Genomic DNA, 14,490 nt, shown 5'->3' with positions numbered 1-14,490 from the left:
GGCGGGTCGTCATGACCAACCCTTTCAGTTCGACCGGAAAATTCCCCAGCGTGGTCGTCACCAGCATGGCGGCGACCACGTCTATCGCCAGCGATGTCGATGCGACGTGGAAGGGCCTTCTCAACGGAGAGAGCGGCATCGACACGCTCACCGACGATTTCATCACCGACTACGACCTCCCGGTGCACATCGGCGGTCACCTGAAGGTATCGCCGGATACGCTGCTGAGCCGGGTCGAGATCCGCCGCATGTCCTATGTCGAGCGGCTGGCCACCGTGATGGGCCGCGAAGTCTGGAAGAACGCGGGCAGCCCGGAGGTCGACCCGCTGCGGCTGGCCGTCGCCATCGGCACCGGGCTCGGCGGCGCGGATGCCGTCGTCAGCTCGAACGATCGCTTGAAAAGCGAGGGCTACCGCAAGATTTCGCCACTCGCCGTGCAGATGATCATGCCCAACGGTCCGTCGGCCGTGGTCGGCCTGGAACTGAAAGCCCGTGCGGGAGTGATCACTCCGGTATCCGCGTGCTCCTCGGGTTCGGAGGCCATTGCCACCGCCTGGCGCATGATCGTGATGGGTGATGCGGATATCGCCGTCACCGGCGGCGTCGAGGGTTATATCGATGCGGTGCCGATCGCGGCCTTCTCGATGATGCGGGCCATGAGCACCCGCAATGACGATCCGAAGGGCGCCTCGCGTCCCTTCGACAAGGACCGTGACGGCTTCGTCTTCGGCGAAGCGGGCGCGCTCATGGTCATCGAGACCGAGGAGCACGCCAAGGCCCGGGGCGCGACGATCCACGCACGACTCCTGGGCGCGGGCATCACCTCCGACGGATTCCACCTGGTGGCGCCGGATCCGGAGGGCGCCGGCGCAGGCCGGGCAATGACGCGGGCCCTGCAGACCGCCGGTCTGTCGGCCCGGGACATTACGCACGTGAACGCGCACGCCACCGCGACTCCCATCGGCGATACCGCCGAGAAGAACGCGATTCACCAGGCAGGGGTCGGCCACGCCTCGGTCTACGCGCCGAAATCCGCCCTGGGCCACTCGATCGGCGCCGTCGGTGCGCTCGAATCGATACTCACGGTCCTCAGCATTCGGGACGGCATCGTGCCCCCGACGCTGAATCTGGAGAATCAGGATCCGGAGATCGACCTCGATATCGTGCACGGCGAGGCGCGCCGTCAGGACATCGAGTACGCGATCAACAACTCGTTCGGATTCGGCGGGCACAATGTCGCGCTCGCCTTCGGCCGCTACTGACACCCCGAGACCGAGGAAGCTCCATGCCCGCCGGACCGCGCGCCCGACTGATTCTGAATACGATCCTGACGGTCATGGAGCACGGCGTGCACGCCACCGGGCTCACCGAACTACTCGAACGCAGCGATGCCTCGCCCGATTCGCTGTACCAGCACTTTCCGCTGGGCAAAGAGGAGCTCGTGGAGACAGCGGCGAAATCCGTTTCCCGAATGGGGTATTCGCATGTGAGCCGGATGGCGGACGCGCTCGCCACCGCCCCCTCTCTGGAGGGCTGGCTCGACGAACTGTTCGCCTACTGGCGTAATCCCTTGGAGTCCAGCGACTATCGCGTGGGCTCCTTTATGATGGCCGCGGCGCTCTACGGGCAGGACCCGGCCGTGCAATCCGCCGCCGGCCAGGCTTTCACCGAATGGACCGCCCGTCTGGCCGACGGCTTGATCGCCGCCGGCATCGACCGCGTTCCCGCCTGCTCGATGGCAGCCCTGCTGCTACTGACAATCGAGGGAGCTATCGTGCAGAGCCGCGCCCTGCAATCAAGCCACCCCTTCGACTGCGCCAGCACCCAACTCGCGATCCTCCTCCGCCACCACCTCACGACCGGGTGAACCTGCCCGGTCAGCACGCGGATTACCACTGACGACCCCCATGATTCCCTCATGCGCGCTGAAATGGACCTCGGCTACCGGCCCGGAGGTACTGAAGTGTTGCGGGAGTTGGACTTTGCGCCGGTCAGTCTCGGGTCAGTAGGCCGCGCGCCAGGACTTCGAGCAGCTCGGTGAGGACAGGGACGAACTCCAGACGGGCGGCGGCCAGCTCGGGATGCAGCTCGTAGGCGGCGAGCATGGCAGGTGCGGGGTGACTGTGGCTCCACAGCGCACCTGCGGAAAGCAGTGCTGCCGCACAGAATTTCATCGCACCGTCGGCGCCGAACTCCGGAACGAGGCGTTCGACCGGAGTGACCAGATCGGCGGTGGCGGCCAACATCTTCTGCTTGTACCTGGCCGCGACCTCGGCCGAGATATTGCGTTCCAGGATCGCGGCCTGTGCGTTGAAGAGGTCACACAGCACCGGCTCGTCCGCCAGTGTCGAGACCAGTGCGCCGACCAGGCGATCACGCCGTGCGCGCAGGTCGCCGCCGGTATCGGCCAGAAGCGGTGTGACAGTGGTGATCCACTCGCGGTAGCGCAGGTCGAGCAGTTCCAGCAGCACCGCTTCCCGGGATTCGAAGTAGCGCAGCACATTCGACTTCGCCAGACAGACCCGGCGGGCCAGCTCATTGAGCCCGAGATCGACAACGGGCATCTCGGTGAGCATGTTCGCGGCCGTATCCAGGATGGCCTGTCTGCGTATTTCCCGCTGCTCGACGCTGCGCGCCCGTTGGAAGTGGACCATGCTCCGAGTATTTCAGACCAACGGTCTCTTGACAACGAACCACTGGTCTCTTATCGTCGAAGCAGTTGAAGACCGGCGGTCTTTTATCCTCGACTAGGAGTCCAGCATGTATGAAGTACCTGATCAGACCGGTAAGACGATCGTCATCACCGGCGCAAACAGCGGCACCGGTAAGGAAGCCGCAGCGCGTCTGGCGGCTGCCGGAGCGCAGGTGATCATGGCGGTGCGCACCCCGGAAAAGGGTGAGCAGGCCAAGGCGGAGATCCTGCGCCAGCGCCCCGCCGCCAAGCTCGAGGTTCGCCGCATCGACCTGGCCGATCTCGCTTCGGTGCGCAGCTTCGCCGACGATCTGCTCGCCGCGGGCGCACCGCTGGATGTGCTGGTCAATAACGCGGGCGTCATGGCTCCCCCGGAAAGGCACACCACCGCAGACGGATTCGAGCTGCAGTTCGGCAGTAACTTCCTCGGCCCGTTCGCCCTCACCATGCACCTGCTGCCACTACTGCTCCGCGCCGACAACCCCCGTGTCGCCACCATGAGCAGCGGCACCGCGAATTTCGGCCGCATCAACTTCGACGATCTGCAGTGGGAGCGCCGCTACAGCCCGACGCGCTCCTACGCGCAGTCGAAGCTGGCCGATCTGATCCTGTCGCTGCACCTGGCCGAAGTCGCCGGTGAACGTGACTGGAACCTGCGCAGCACCGCCGCACATCCGGGCTACACCCGCACCAATCTGCAAACCGCCGGGGCCAGCCTCGGCCGCGACAAGCCTGCCCGCGGCCTCCTCGGCAGTCTGCCCATCCTGCCCTCCCAGGGCGTCGAACAGGGCGCAGAACCGCTGCTCTACGCGGCCGGCGATCCCGCTGCACGCAGCGGCGAATACTACGGCCCCACAGGACGATTCGGCCTGGTCGGTCCGTCGGGCCCGGCCTCGATCACCCGCCGGGCGCGCGATCGCAAGGTCGCGGCGCGGCTGTGGGAAACCGCCGAGCAGCTCACCGGTACGCAGCTGCCCGCGTAGGCAGCCATTGAACGCGCCCACCAAACCTGGTCCAGCGATCAGGCTGATCCCAGCACATTCGCCCTGGTCAGTGCCGGTGAGACAGGACACCATTTCGTTAGTTAGCCTCATGCAACTATATTGGACAAGTTCGTAAGTTGCGTTTTTGGGAGGCTAAGTTGGCTGCGGCACCGACCACCGATCTGGACAAAGGTGATGTCCAGACCATCCGCCGGCGCCTTCGCGTCGACCGAGACCATCCGCACTACAAGTGGGTAGCGCTGTCCAACACCACATTGGGCATGCTCATGGTCACCATCAATTCGTCGATCGTGATCATCTCGCTGCCCGCGATCTTCCGGGGCGTGGACCTGAACCCGCTCGAACCCGGCAATGTGAGCTATCTGCTGTGGCTGCTCATGGGCTTCCTGCTCACCTCCGCCGTCCTGGTGGTGATGTTCGGGCGGCTGGGCGACATGTTCGGCCGGGTGAAGATCTACAACCTCGGGTTCGTGGTGTTCACGCTCTGCGCGATCGCCCTGTCCTTCGATCCGTTCACACACGGGGCCGGAGCGCTGTGGCTGATCGGCTGGCGCGTGGTGCAGGGCGTCGGCGGCGCCATGCTGATGGCCAACTCGGCGGCGATCCTCACCGATGCCTTCCCCGCCAACCGTCGCGGTGTAGCGCTGGGCATCAATCAGGTTGCGGCCGTGGCCGGTTCGTTCCTGGGTCTGCTCATCGGCGGCATTCTGTCGGAGTGGGACTGGAAGGCGATCTTCTGGGTCACCATTCCGTTCGGCATCCTCGGCACCGTGTGGTCCTACCGCTCGCTGCACGACACCGGCACCCGCACGCCCGGATCGCTGGATATCCCGGGCACCCTCACCTTCGCGCTGGGCTTGACCGCACTGCTCTCCGGTATCACCTACGGCATTCAGCCCTACGGTGATTCGAAGACCGGCTGGGGCAACCCGTGGGTGCTCGCCGGGGTATTCGGCGGCATCGCACTGCTGCTGCTGTTCTGCTACATCGAGTCCAAGGTCAGCCAGCCGATGTTCCAGCTGTCGCTGTTCCGCAATCGCGCCTTCGGACTCGGCAACCTCGCGGGCCTGATGGCATCGCTGGGACGCGGTGGCATGCAGTTCATGCTCATTATCTGGCTGCAGGGCATCTGGTTGCCGCTGCACGGGTACGACTTCGAGTCCACTCCCCTGTGGGCCGGTATCTACATGCTGCCGTTGACCGTCGGATTCCTGGTGGCAGGCCCGGTTTCGGGTTGGCTCAGCGATAAGTACGGCCCCCGGCTGTTCGCGGCCGGCGGTCTCACGCTCGCGGCGGTCACCTTCGTGCTGCTGGTGATCATCCCGGTCGACTTCAACTACTGGTTGTTCGGACTGATCATCCTGCTCAACGGCCTCGGCACCGGCATCTTCACCTCGCCGAACACCGCCGAGATCATGGGCGCGGTACCGGCGTCGCAGCGCGGCGTCGCCTCCGGCATGCGCGGCACGCTGATGAACGGCGGCATGGCGCTGTCGATCGGCGTGTTCTTCTCGCTCATGATCGTCGGCCTGTCCGGAACCCTGCCGGGCGCAATGAATTCCGGTCTGCAGAGCCAGGGCGTATCCCCGCAGGTCGCCGGTCAGGTGGCGGATATGCCCCCGGTCGGCAGCCTGTTCGCGACATTCCTGGGCTACAACCCGTTCAAGGAATTGCTCGGCCCCAGCGGCACTCTCGACAAACCGGGTGTGAACAGCGATGTCCTCACCGGTCAGGAGTTCTTCCCGCACTTGATCTCCGGACCGTTCCACTCGGGTCTGATCGTCGTATTCCTGGTCGCCGCATTTATGATGCTGATCGGCGCAGTGGCTTCGTGGTTCGCCGGCAGCGGGAAGGCTGCCGATGAGACCGAGGAACTCATCGAAGCCGACCGCGCGGGAATCTGACCCGATGATCGAGGAGGCCACGCTGCAACAGTCCACGGGTGTCGCCGACCCCGATCAGCTCACGGAGGCGGCCGATCTCTACCACTCGATCGGCCGCCTGCTGCGGCTGCTCCGCACCTCCGGTGACCTGGGTCAGCTCAGCCCCGGCGCCGCCTCGGCCCTGGCTTCGGTCGCGCGCGGCGGGCCGATGCGACTGAGCGATCTGGCGAATGTCGAACGTGTCAGCGCACCGACCATGTCGCGCATGGTCACCGGTTTGGAGAAAGCGGGCTATATCGTCCGCGACGCCGATCCGGAGGATGGCCGTGCCCAACTCCTGAGCGCAACCTCCCGTGCTCACGATCTGGTCACCGGCCTGACCTCCGCCCGTATTCAACGCTTCGCAGCGGCCATGGCGCGCCTCGACGAGCCGCAGCGTGAGGCGCTCAAGGGCTCGCTCGGCTTTCTGATCGACGCGCTCGATCAGGAGACCAACCCTTCCTGAGCAACAGCATTCGGCCTCTCGACAGTGCGTAAACCGCTGTCGAGAGGCCGATGTGCGTGCACCCGAACCCTGCGGAGCAGCGTTGCTCGCATCGTGAACGCGGTACCCTGAAATCCGGCTGTGGTGGCACCAGCCGATGAAGGCAGGCGCGAGATGACCTACAGCGCAGATCGATTGAACGCTATTGCGCGGGATGCGCAGCGCATCGCCGAGGGCGCCTACGCCTCCGAGGACGCGAGTCGGCTGAGAATCCGCTTCGCCGAGGAGCTGCGGAAACTCTCGGACTACGACTACACCGGTCCGCTGGGCCTGGAATTGATGGACTTCCTCGTCGCCACGCTGCACCTCATCAATGCCGCGAGCCGCCACTCGGGCGCGGCGGGCGCCGACCCGTCCCGTCCGCCGCACACCGGACCGCGCCGCTTCGCCTTGAACCCCGAGGATCTCAGAACCATCGAACCTCGCCGGCCGTACGGCAATCCGCACCACCGCGATCGAGGGATGGATCGCTGAAATCATTCCCGGTGATCTTGCTCGGCCGCACTATGGTGGCGTAGACCCGCCGGTGATCGGGCGCGCTAGTTGCTGGACTGGAACTTGTGTCCATACTTCTTGCGCCCACTCACGGAACCAGACCCGGAATGATCCGGTGGCTCGGCGTTGTCGCGGTGATGCTGGGGATCTTCTCGATCGTGACCACGGAGATCCTGCCCATCGGGCTGCTGACCTCGATCGGCTCGGACTTCGCAGTCTCCGACGGCATGGCCGGACTCATGATGACCATGCCCGGACTGCTCGCCGCGATCGCCGCACCCGTGGTCACCGTGGCGGCGGCGCGCATCGATCGCAAGCTGCTGCTGTGCGGTTGCACGCTACTTCTGGTGGCGGCCAATCTGATTGCCGCACTCGCCCCGGATTTCTGGCTGGTGCTGGCATCCCGTGTCCTGCTCGGCATCACGATCGGCGGTTACTGGTCCATCGCAGCGGGATTGGCGCAGCGGCTGGTGCCACCGGCCGCTGCGGCCCGCGCGACAACGGTCGTCTTCGCGGCCGTCCCGCTCGGCTCGGTACTCGGCGTTCCCGCAGGAACATTCGTCGGCAATATCGCAGGCTGGCGCACCGCCTTCGTGGTGCTGGGCATCCTGTCGGCCGCGGTCCTGGCACTGCTGATGCTGTCCCTGCCCGCTCTCCCCGCTCATCAGGCCCTCGACTGGACGACATTGCGTACAGGCCTGAGCGCCCCCGGCGCCCGATTTGCCTTACTCACAACATTTCTCATCCTCCTCGCACAATTCGGCACCTACACCTACATCACGCCATTCCTGCAGCAGGTGACCGGCGTCAGCAGCGTCACCGCCCTCCTATTGATCTACGGCATCGCAGGTATCGCCGGAAATGCCCTCGGCGGCAGCATGATTACCCGCCACCCCCGTGCCGCCCTGATCTCCGCCGCCGCATCGATGGCAGCCGCCATGCTGCTACTGCCGACCCTCGGCCGAGGTGAACTCGGCGCCGCAGCCCTACTGATCATCTGGGGTATCGGCTACGGCGGCGTGCCAGTCATCCTGCAAACCTGCTTCGCCCGCGCCGTCCCCCACCACGCCGAAGTCTCCTCCGTCCTCTTCACCTCCTCCTTCCAGGCAACCTTCTCCCTGAGCGCCCTGGCCGGCGGCATCCTTCTGGACCGCACCTCCCCCTCCGCGGTCCTGATGTGCGGGGGCATCACGGCCCTACTGGTCCTGGGAATATGCGTCAGCCATCGAGCATCAGCTAATAATTAGATGCCGGGGAGTTTCCTACGGGAGATATGTCCGGATATCCTCTCCTGCAAGGCCTTTTAAATGCTCCGCGGCCTTCTCGATAATTCGATCCGCGATCAATTCCGCGAAACCGGTTCATAATTGGCAACATTGATCGATCCATCCGCAAGGGAAGGGTCGGCCCTTGCGCGAACAGTGAATCGAAGGTTGCCCATGTCCATTCCGAATCAGCCGGTACCTCCACCTCCAGGTGGCCCGCCGATGTATGGGCAGGGATATCCCCCGCCGCCCAGAAAGAAGCGGAAGGTCTGGCCCTGGATTCTGCTCGCTGTGGTCGTGCTGTTCTTCGGCGGGTGCTTCGCCCTGGTCGGGACTGCGGCACACGAGGTTTCGAAGAGCACCGACAAGACCTCGGCGGTGGCGGCGGCCGGTTCGGAAGTGCGGGACGGCAAGTTCGCCTTCGCGGTCACCGCGGTCGATCCCCCTGTCGCGACGGTCGGCGACAATGACATCCTGCGGAAGACCGCACAGGGCGAGTACGTCCTCCTGCATGTCTCCATCACCAATATCGGGGACAAGGCGCAGAGCTACTTCGGTGAGAATCAGAAGCTGATCGACGATCAGGGCAAGCAGTACAGCAATGACACCTCGGCTGAGCTTGCGGTCAACACCGACCTCACCGCAGATATCAATCCGGGCAACAAGATTTCCGTGAGCATCCCGTTCGATGTTCCCAAGGGCACGGTCCCGGTCACCGTCGAGTTCCACGATTCGATGTTCTCGGGCGGTGCCCGCGTCGCTCTGAAATAGCTACGGCATGATTCGGCAATAGCTACCGCATGATTCGGCCGGCTCGGTGATTCCGAGCCGGCCGAATGCGGTGTGCTGGGTCAGGCGTTGTCGTAGGCGTCCTGGAGGGTTTTCAGGTCGATCTTGGACATGGTGCGCAAGGCGGTGGAGGCCGCGGCGCTGCGGGCGGGGTCGGTGCCGCCCATGAGTTGCGGGAGGCCGGAGGGAACCACCTGCCAGGACAGGCCGTACTTGTCGGTGAGCCAGCCGCAGGGGCCGGGCTTGCCCTCGGCGGTGAAGGCGTCCCAGAGGCGGTCGACCTCTTCCTGGCCGTCGACGACGGCCTGAATGGAGGCGGCATCGGTGTGCGGGTGTGCGGGGCCGCCATTGAGCAGAGTCAGGGAGTGACCTGCCAATTCGAGGGAGACGATGAAGGCCGCGCCATCGGGACCGCGCGAGATATCGGTGATCCGGGAACCGGGGACCAGCGAGGTGTAGAACTCGGCGGCCTCCTCGGCCTGGGTGTCGAACCAGAGGAAGGTGGTGACGGTGGTGCTCATGATGGGCTCCTGACGAGTTGGTGACCTGCTTTCACCTACTGGTCGGAGCCCATCACATCACTTCGACGTATCTCCGGACATTTCTCGAGATATTTTTTCGCGTCGCCCGTCACTGCCGGTAGGTGGCCAGAAAGCGGCCGATGCGCTCGATGATCGCCTCCAGGTCATCGGCGTGCGGCAGCGTCACAATGCGGAAGTGGTCGGGGCGCGGCCAATTGAAGCCCGTGCCCTGCACGATGTGGATCTTCTCCTGCAGCAGCAGGTCCAGCACGAACTGCTCGTCATTGTGGATCGGGTACATCTCGAGATCGATGCGCGGGAAGGCGTACAGCGCACCCTTGGGCTTCACACACGAGATGCCGGGAATGGCATTGAGGGCCTCCCAGGCGCGATCACGCTGCTCGTGCAGCCGCCCGCCGGACGCGGTGAGATCGAAAATGCTCTGATGCCCGCCGAGCGCCGCCTGAATAGCTTGCTGCGCAGGCACATTCGCGCACAGACGCAGACCCGCGAGCATGGTCAGGCCTTCGAGATAGTTCTGCGCATGCTGCGTCGGCCCGGAAACCACCAGCCACCCGGAGCGGAATCCGGCGGCCCGATAGGACTTCGACAGCCCGGAGAAGGTCAGGACCAGCAGGTCCGGCGCGAGCGAAGCGGTCGCCGTGTGCTTCAGATCGTCGTACAGGATCTTGTCGTAGATCTCGTCGGAGAACACCACCAGGTTGTGCCGCCGCGCGACCTCGAGTACCTGCCGCACCACCTCGGGCGAGTACACCGCACCCGTGGGATTGTTCGGATTGATGAGCACGATGGCCCGCGTGCGGTCGGTGACCTTGGATTCGATATCGGCCACATCCGGGAACCAGTCGGCGCCCTCATCGCAGATGTAGTGCACGGGCTTACCGCCATTGAGCGCGGTGGCCGCGGTCCAGAGCGGGAAATCCGGTGCGGGAACGAGTACTTCGTCGCCGTTCTCCAGCAGCGCCGTCATGGCCATCATGATCAATTCGGAGACGCCGTTGCCGAGGTAGACCTCTTCGACGTCGACATCCTCGACCCCGAGGGTCTGGTAGTACTGCACCACCGCGCGCCGCGCCGACAGCAGCCCCTTGGAGGAGGAGTACCCGCTGGACGCCGGCAGATTGCGGATCATGTCCTGCAGCAGGTCCGCCGGTGCTTCGAATCCGAACGGCAGCGGGTTGCCGGTATTGAGCTTGACCACGTGGTGGCCCTCGGCCTCGAGCCGGGCCGCGTGTTCGGCCACCGGTCCGCGGATCTCGTACGACACACCCGCCAGCTTGCTCGACTGCTTGACCTGCATGGACGTCCCTTCTGAATGCGGTTGAGCCACACTCTACTTGGAATTTCCAAGTTTGCACTTTGTTTTTCCAAGTTCCAGGTTACAGTGGGAGACGTGTCACGCCGAAGCTACGACCACTACTGCACCGTCAGCCGCGCCCTCGACATTGTCGGCGACCGCTGGAACCTGCTGGTCGTCCGCGAATTGTGTTCCGGCCCGCGCCGATACAGTGATCTGTTCGCCGATCTGCCCGGTATCAGCACCGATGTGCTGGCCGCCCGGCTCAAGGATCTGGAACGCGACGGCATCCTCACCCGCCGCCGCGTCGGCCCCCGCGCGGCGACCGCGGTCTACGAACTCACTGAGGCAGGCACCGCATTACGCCCCGCGCTGGACGCGCTCTCGATCTGGGGCACGCAGCTGCTCGGCGACCGCCGCGCCACCGACGCCGTCCGCGCGCACTGGTTCGCGCTCCCGCTGGGACGTGCTGTGGCCGAACTGCTCCCGGCCGGCACCGCCACCGTGCACATCGGCGAGACCACGCTGCACTACGTCATCACCGAGGCGGGCATCACCCACCACGACGGCCCCGCGACCGCACCCGACCTCGAACTCCACCTCGACCTGGCCACCGCCACCGACGTGGCCACCGGCGCACGCACCCTCGCCGACGTCCGCTGACTCCCCGCGCCACACAGCGCATCTCGCGGCTGACTCCCCGCCGCACAGCACGTGTCCCGACCGAACCATGCCGTACAAGCGAGCGCTGTTCGGTCCGTGTGAAGGCTGTGCGGCCCGAGGGCTCAGCCGTGCAGGTAGCGCACCAGGTGTTCGCGCTCCTCTTCCAGTTCGGAGATCTGGCTCTTCACCACATCGCCGATGCTGACAATGCCGACCATGCGCCCCTCGCTGAGCACCGGAAGATGCCGGATCCGATGTTCCGTCATCGTGGCATTGAGTGTTTCGACCTGATCCTCGGGTGAGCAGATATGCACCGCTGCGGTCATGATGTCCGACACCGGTGCCTCCAATAACTCGGCCCCTCTGCTGTGCAGTCGCCGCACGATGTCGCGCTCGGAGGCGATGCCCGACATCAGCACTCCGTCCGGCGACACCACCACCGCGCCGACATTGTGCGCGTTCAACACTCGTAGCAGTTCACGCACTGTGGCATCGGGTGCAATCGTGACCACGCCCGGCCCTTTACGCCGCAGTATCTCCGAAATCCGCATACGTCCACCGCCCATTTGCTCGGATATCGATGCCTCTCAGGATCGCGCGTTTGCGGGCTGGTGAACAGCAACGATTAAGGGGCGATACCTAACCGGCAGCGAGTGCATCGAGGGCGGCTTCGATGCCTCGATGGAAGGTCGGGTAGGCGAAGATCAGCTGGCGCAGCGTACTGGTCGGCACCTCGGCGTGGACGGCGACACTCAATGCACTGAGCACCTCACCGCCCTGCGGCCCCACGGACGTCGCGCCGACGAGCACGCCGCGGTCGGCATCCTCGATGAGTTTGATGAATCCCTCGTTGCCCACCTTGTGAATCCAGCCGCGCGTGGTCGAGGGCACATCGATGCTCCCGATGCGCACGGTCAGGCCTGCGGCGCGGGCCTGCTCCTCGGTGAGGCCGACCGCACCGACCTCCGGGTCGGTGAACGTCACGCGCGGGACGGCTCGATACTGCGCGGTCTCGTCGGAGGATCCGAGAATGTCCTGCGCGGCGATGCGGGCCTGGTACATCGACATATGCGTGAAGGCCCCTTGACCAGTGACATCACCGATGGCCCAGACGCCGTCGGCGGCGCGCATGCGCTCATCGACAGGGAGGGTCTTCGCGGTCTCGTCCAGGCCCAGCACGCCGATTCCCAAGGCCGACAGGTCTGTTCGACGACCGGTGGCGACCAGGAGCTGCTGCGCTCGCACCGATTGCCCGTTGTCCAGTTCGACGGTGAAGTTCGCACCGTCATGCGTCACGCTTGCGGCGTGTGCACCGGTGCGCACCGTGATCCCTTCGGCCGCAAAGACCTTCGCCAGCAGGTCACCGGCCTCCGGTTCATCCTGCGGCAGCAGCCTGCGCGGCACGATGACGGTGACGTCCGCGCCGAAGCGCGCGAAGAGCTGCGCGAATTCCGCACCCACCGGTCCGCCGCCGAGCACGATCAGCGAGCGCGGGACCTCGGTGGTGGTGACGGCCTCGCGGTTGGTCCAGTAGGGCGTGCCCGTGAGGCCGGGCAGGGGCGGAACGGCCGGAGCGGTACCCGGATTGAGCACGATCCGCGTTGTCCGGAAGACCCGCTCTCCCGCATCGGTCGCCACCGTCACCTCACCCGGCGCGGAGATCCGGCCCCACCCGCGCACGAAGCTCCCGCCGGCCTTCTCGAACCGCTCGACCGCGACGGTGTCATCCCAATTATCGGTCGCCTCGTCACGAATGCGCGCCGCCACCGGCGCCCACTCCGGCGTCACCGTCGCCGAGCCCGCGAGCTGGTCCACCCGCCGCGCTTCCTGCAGCACCCCCGCCGCCCGCACCATCATCTTCGTGGGTATGCACGCGTAGTACGGACATTCGCCGCCGAGTAACCGCCCCTCCACCCCCACCACCGTCAATCCGGCCTGAGCCAACCGTGTCGCGACGTCCTCACCGCCCGGTCCCATTCCGACCACCACGGCATCCACGACTTCAGCAGGCATTGCGCGCTTCCTTTGCTCGACAGGTCTTTCACCGGACGGAACTACCCAACCAGCATGGCGTGACACCACCGGGCGAAGGCCGATGGGAGTCGGCACGTTCCGAAAATTTCACAACTCGCGGCAATTGCCGAATTGTTCCGGATGTCTTGTTCGCCCCGACGCGCGGATGGATTCGGGCGAACCTGCCACCGGCACCCATAGCTAACCCGTACCATCCGGTGCGTGGTCGATGCCAAGCGTCCCGCCGCGCTGCGGGTTCTCGTCTACAGCAATGATGCCGATACTCGGAGCCAGGTAATGCTGGCTCTGGGCAGACGGCCGCATCCGGATCTGCCGCCCATCGAATATGTCGAAGTGGCCACCGGCGCTGTTGTTTTGGAGCACATGGATGCCCATGGGCTCGACTTGGCCATCCTCGATGGCGAGTCCGCGCCGACCGGTGGTCTCGGTCTGGCCAAGCAGCTCAAGGATGAAATCGATCATTGCCCGCCGATTGTGGTGCTCACCGGTCGCCCGGATGACGCCTGGCTGGCGAACTGGTCGCGGGCCGATGCGGCTGTCTCGCATCCGCTGGATCCGATCCGGTTGACCGACGCCGTACTCGGCGTACTGCGGAACCGTTCCGCGGCCTGAGTTCTCCCCTCCCCACGACCTGGGGATATCTGTGTCACGTGACATTCGCGATTCCGTCGAATCGGTCATGAAAGACCGTTCCGAATTGAATCAAACGGCCTCGCGAAACGTCATGTATCTTGTCGCGTGAGTTGTAGGCTGTGCCCTAGCTCACACGAGCCTGGCTGACGGTATCAATCGCCGCCACGCCCGATCTCCGAAAATCCGGGCCGTCCGGGGCGTCATCGCCCCTGCGCAAGGTTGCAACCAGGAGGGGTAGTGCTGTTGTGAATATCGAGGTGCCGACGCTTGTCCTCGGCGCGGTAGCTGCCGCGTTCGGGGTGTTCTCCGTATTTCTGGCGGCCCTGATCGGCCCCAAACGCAATAACCGGGCCAAGCTCGAACCGTACGAGTGCGGTATCGAGCCTACGCCGCACGCTGTCGGCGGCGGCCCGGGAAACACTGGTGGACAACGCTTTCCGGTGAAGTACTACCTCACCGCCATGCTGTTCATCATTTTCGACATCGAGATCGTGTTCCTTTACCCGTGGGCGGTGCACTTCGATTCGCTCGGCCTGTTCGGGCTGGCGGCGATGGCGCTGTTCGTCTTCAACGTGTCGGTGGCCTATGCCTACGAGTGGAGGCGAGGCGGACTCAGCTGGGACTGAGTGGCGTACAGGGGATTCCAACA

At 65.0% G+C, this 14,490-nt stretch carries 16 protein-coding genes; 11 read left to right on the top strand and 5 right to left on the bottom strand.

Features of this window, described 5'->3' with window-relative positions:
• Positions 1-11: 11 nt before the first annotated feature.
• On the top strand, positions 12-1,262 hold the full coding sequence (locus OG326_RS24555) for a KasA/KasB family beta-ketoacyl-ACP synthase (protein WP_327139470.1): 1,251 nt from the start codon (positions 12-14) through the stop codon (positions 1,260-1,262).
• Between the two features lie 23 nt (positions 1,263-1,285).
• A complete protein-coding gene (locus OG326_RS24550) occupies positions 1,286-1,867 on the top strand; it encodes a TetR/AcrR family transcriptional regulator (RefSeq protein ID WP_327139469.1) in 582 nt (193 codons plus the stop codon).
• 124 nt (positions 1,868-1,991) lie between these two features.
• On the opposite strand, the gene OG326_RS24545 is transcribed toward OG326_RS24550, so the two are convergent.
• Positions 1,992-2,654 carry a TetR/AcrR family transcriptional regulator gene (locus OG326_RS24545; RefSeq protein ID WP_327139468.1) on the bottom strand — a complete coding sequence of 221 codons (663 nt, stop codon included), beginning with the start codon at positions 2,652-2,654 and terminating at the stop codon, positions 1,992-1,994.
• Between the two features lie 106 nt (positions 2,655-2,760).
• On the opposite strand from OG326_RS24545, the gene OG326_RS24540 reads away from it, so the two are divergent.
• The 6 genes from OG326_RS24540 to OG326_RS24515 all read left to right on the top strand — a co-directional run bounded on the left by OG326_RS24540 (position 2,761) and on the right by OG326_RS24515 (position 8,654).
• Positions 2,761-3,675, top strand: a complete 915-nt coding sequence (locus tag OG326_RS24540) for an SDR family oxidoreductase (protein WP_327139467.1) — start codon at positions 2,761-2,763, stop codon at positions 3,673-3,675.
• A 158-nt stretch (positions 3,676-3,833) separates the two neighbouring features.
• Complete coding sequence (locus tag OG326_RS24535) at positions 3,834-5,600, top strand: MFS transporter (protein ID WP_327139466.1); 1,767 nt, start codon at positions 3,834-3,836, stop codon at positions 5,598-5,600.
• 4 nt (positions 5,601-5,604) lie between these two features.
• Positions 5,605-6,084, top strand: coding sequence for a MarR family winged helix-turn-helix transcriptional regulator (locus OG326_RS24530; protein WP_327139465.1), 480 nt, complete (start codon positions 5,605-5,607; stop codon positions 6,082-6,084).
• Positions 6,085-6,237: 153 nt separating this feature from the next.
• Complete coding sequence (locus tag OG326_RS24525) at positions 6,238-6,597, top strand: hypothetical protein (protein ID WP_327139464.1); 360 nt, start codon at positions 6,238-6,240, stop codon at positions 6,595-6,597.
• A 128-nt stretch (positions 6,598-6,725) separates the two neighbouring features.
• Positions 6,726-7,865: an MFS transporter gene (locus tag OG326_RS24520; RefSeq protein ID WP_327139463.1), complete on the top strand. Its 1,140-nt coding sequence runs from the start codon at positions 6,726-6,728 to the stop codon at positions 7,863-7,865.
• Between the two features lie 240 nt (positions 7,866-8,105).
• Positions 8,106-8,654 carry a DUF4352 domain-containing protein gene (locus tag OG326_RS24515; protein ID WP_327139462.1) on the top strand — a complete coding sequence of 183 codons (549 nt, stop codon included), beginning with the start codon at positions 8,106-8,108 and terminating at the stop codon, positions 8,652-8,654.
• Positions 8,655-8,734: 80 nt separating this feature from the next.
• On the opposite strand, the gene OG326_RS24510 is transcribed toward OG326_RS24515, so the two are convergent.
• Together OG326_RS24510 and OG326_RS24505 are read right to left on the bottom strand one after the other, a co-directional pair.
• Entirely contained in the window at positions 8,735-9,193 is a 459-nt protein-coding gene (locus tag OG326_RS24510; protein ID WP_327139461.1) for a VOC family protein, read from the bottom strand.
• 109 nt (positions 9,194-9,302) lie between these two features.
• The gene (locus tag OG326_RS24505; RefSeq protein ID WP_327139460.1) at positions 9,303-10,514 is read right to left on the bottom strand and encodes a pyridoxal phosphate-dependent aminotransferase; all 1,212 of its coding nucleotides are present in this window, start codon (positions 10,512-10,514) and stop codon (positions 9,303-9,305) included.
• A 93-nt stretch (positions 10,515-10,607) separates the two neighbouring features.
• Here OG326_RS24505 and OG326_RS24500 point away from each other — a divergent pair, with 93 nt between their 5' ends.
• Positions 10,608-11,174 carry a winged helix-turn-helix transcriptional regulator gene (locus OG326_RS24500; RefSeq protein WP_327139459.1) on the top strand — a complete coding sequence of 189 codons (567 nt, stop codon included), beginning with the start codon at positions 10,608-10,610 and terminating at the stop codon, positions 11,172-11,174.
• 122 nt (positions 11,175-11,296) lie between these two features.
• Here the strand turns inward: OG326_RS24500 and OG326_RS24495 are convergent, their stop codons facing one another.
• Positions 11,297-11,725 (bottom strand): CBS domain-containing protein, encoded by a 429-nt coding sequence (locus OG326_RS24495; protein WP_327139458.1) that lies wholly within the window; start codon positions 11,723-11,725, stop codon positions 11,297-11,299.
• Between the two features lie 88 nt (positions 11,726-11,813).
• Entirely contained in the window at positions 11,814-13,187 is a 1,374-nt protein-coding gene (locus OG326_RS24490; RefSeq protein ID WP_327139457.1) for a dihydrolipoyl dehydrogenase family protein, read from the bottom strand.
• 222 nt (positions 13,188-13,409) lie between these two features.
• On the opposite strand from OG326_RS24490, the gene OG326_RS24485 reads away from it, so the two are divergent.
• Positions 13,410-13,820 carry an Rv3143 family two-component system response regulator gene (locus OG326_RS24485; RefSeq protein WP_442790823.1) on the top strand — a complete coding sequence of 137 codons (411 nt, stop codon included), beginning with the start codon at positions 13,410-13,412 and terminating at the stop codon, positions 13,818-13,820.
• Between the two features lie 266 nt (positions 13,821-14,086).
• Positions 14,087-14,467, top strand: a complete 381-nt coding sequence (locus tag OG326_RS24480; protein ID WP_327139456.1) for an NADH-quinone oxidoreductase subunit A — start codon at positions 14,087-14,089, stop codon at positions 14,465-14,467.
• Positions 14,468-14,490 lie beyond the last annotated feature (23 nt).

It is taken from the genome of Nocardia sp. NBC_01327 (assembly GCF_035958815.1).
Taxonomy (GTDB): domain Bacteria; phylum Actinomycetota; class Actinomycetes; order Mycobacteriales; family Mycobacteriaceae; genus Nocardia.
The sequence above is the reverse complement of the archived record's forward strand: the minus strand, read 5'-3'. Positions and strand labels throughout refer to the sequence as shown.

Excerpts from the sequence above, each read along its gene's own strand:
- OG326_RS24520 (WP_327139463.1), top strand. The coding sequence starts at position 6,726 with ATGATCCGGTGGCTCGGCGTTGTCGCGGTGATGCTGGGGATCTTCTCG.
- OG326_RS24525 (WP_327139464.1), top strand. The coding sequence starts at position 6,238 with ATGACCTACAGCGCAGATCGATTGAACGCTATTGCGCGGGATGCGCAG.
- OG326_RS24510 (WP_327139461.1), bottom strand. The coding sequence starts at position 9,193 with ATGAGCACCACCGTCACCACCTTCCTCTGGTTCGACACCCAGGCCGAG.
- OG326_RS24495 (WP_327139458.1), bottom strand. The coding sequence starts at position 11,725 with ATGCGGATTTCGGAGATACTGCGGCGTAAAGGGCCGGGCGTGGTCACG.
- OG326_RS24545 (WP_327139468.1), bottom strand. The coding sequence starts at position 2,654 with ATGGTCCACTTCCAACGGGCGCGCAGCGTCGAGCAGCGGGAAATACGC.
- OG326_RS24550 (WP_327139469.1), top strand. The coding sequence starts at position 1,286 with ATGCCCGCCGGACCGCGCGCCCGACTGATTCTGAATACGATCCTGACG.
- OG326_RS24555 (WP_327139470.1), top strand. The coding sequence starts at position 12 with ATGACCAACCCTTTCAGTTCGACCGGAAAATTCCCCAGCGTGGTCGTC.
- OG326_RS24505 (WP_327139460.1), bottom strand. The coding sequence starts at position 10,514 with ATGCAGGTCAAGCAGTCGAGCAAGCTGGCGGGTGTGTCGTACGAGATC.
- OG326_RS24540 (WP_327139467.1), top strand. The coding sequence starts at position 2,761 with ATGTATGAAGTACCTGATCAGACCGGTAAGACGATCGTCATCACCGGC.
- OG326_RS24515 (WP_327139462.1), top strand. The coding sequence starts at position 8,106 with ATGTATGGGCAGGGATATCCCCCGCCGCCCAGAAAGAAGCGGAAGGTC.
- OG326_RS24490 (WP_327139457.1), bottom strand. The coding sequence starts at position 13,187 with ATGCCTGCTGAAGTCGTGGATGCCGTGGTGGTCGGAATGGGACCGGGC.
- OG326_RS24530 (WP_327139465.1), top strand. The coding sequence starts at position 5,605 with ATGATCGAGGAGGCCACGCTGCAACAGTCCACGGGTGTCGCCGACCCC.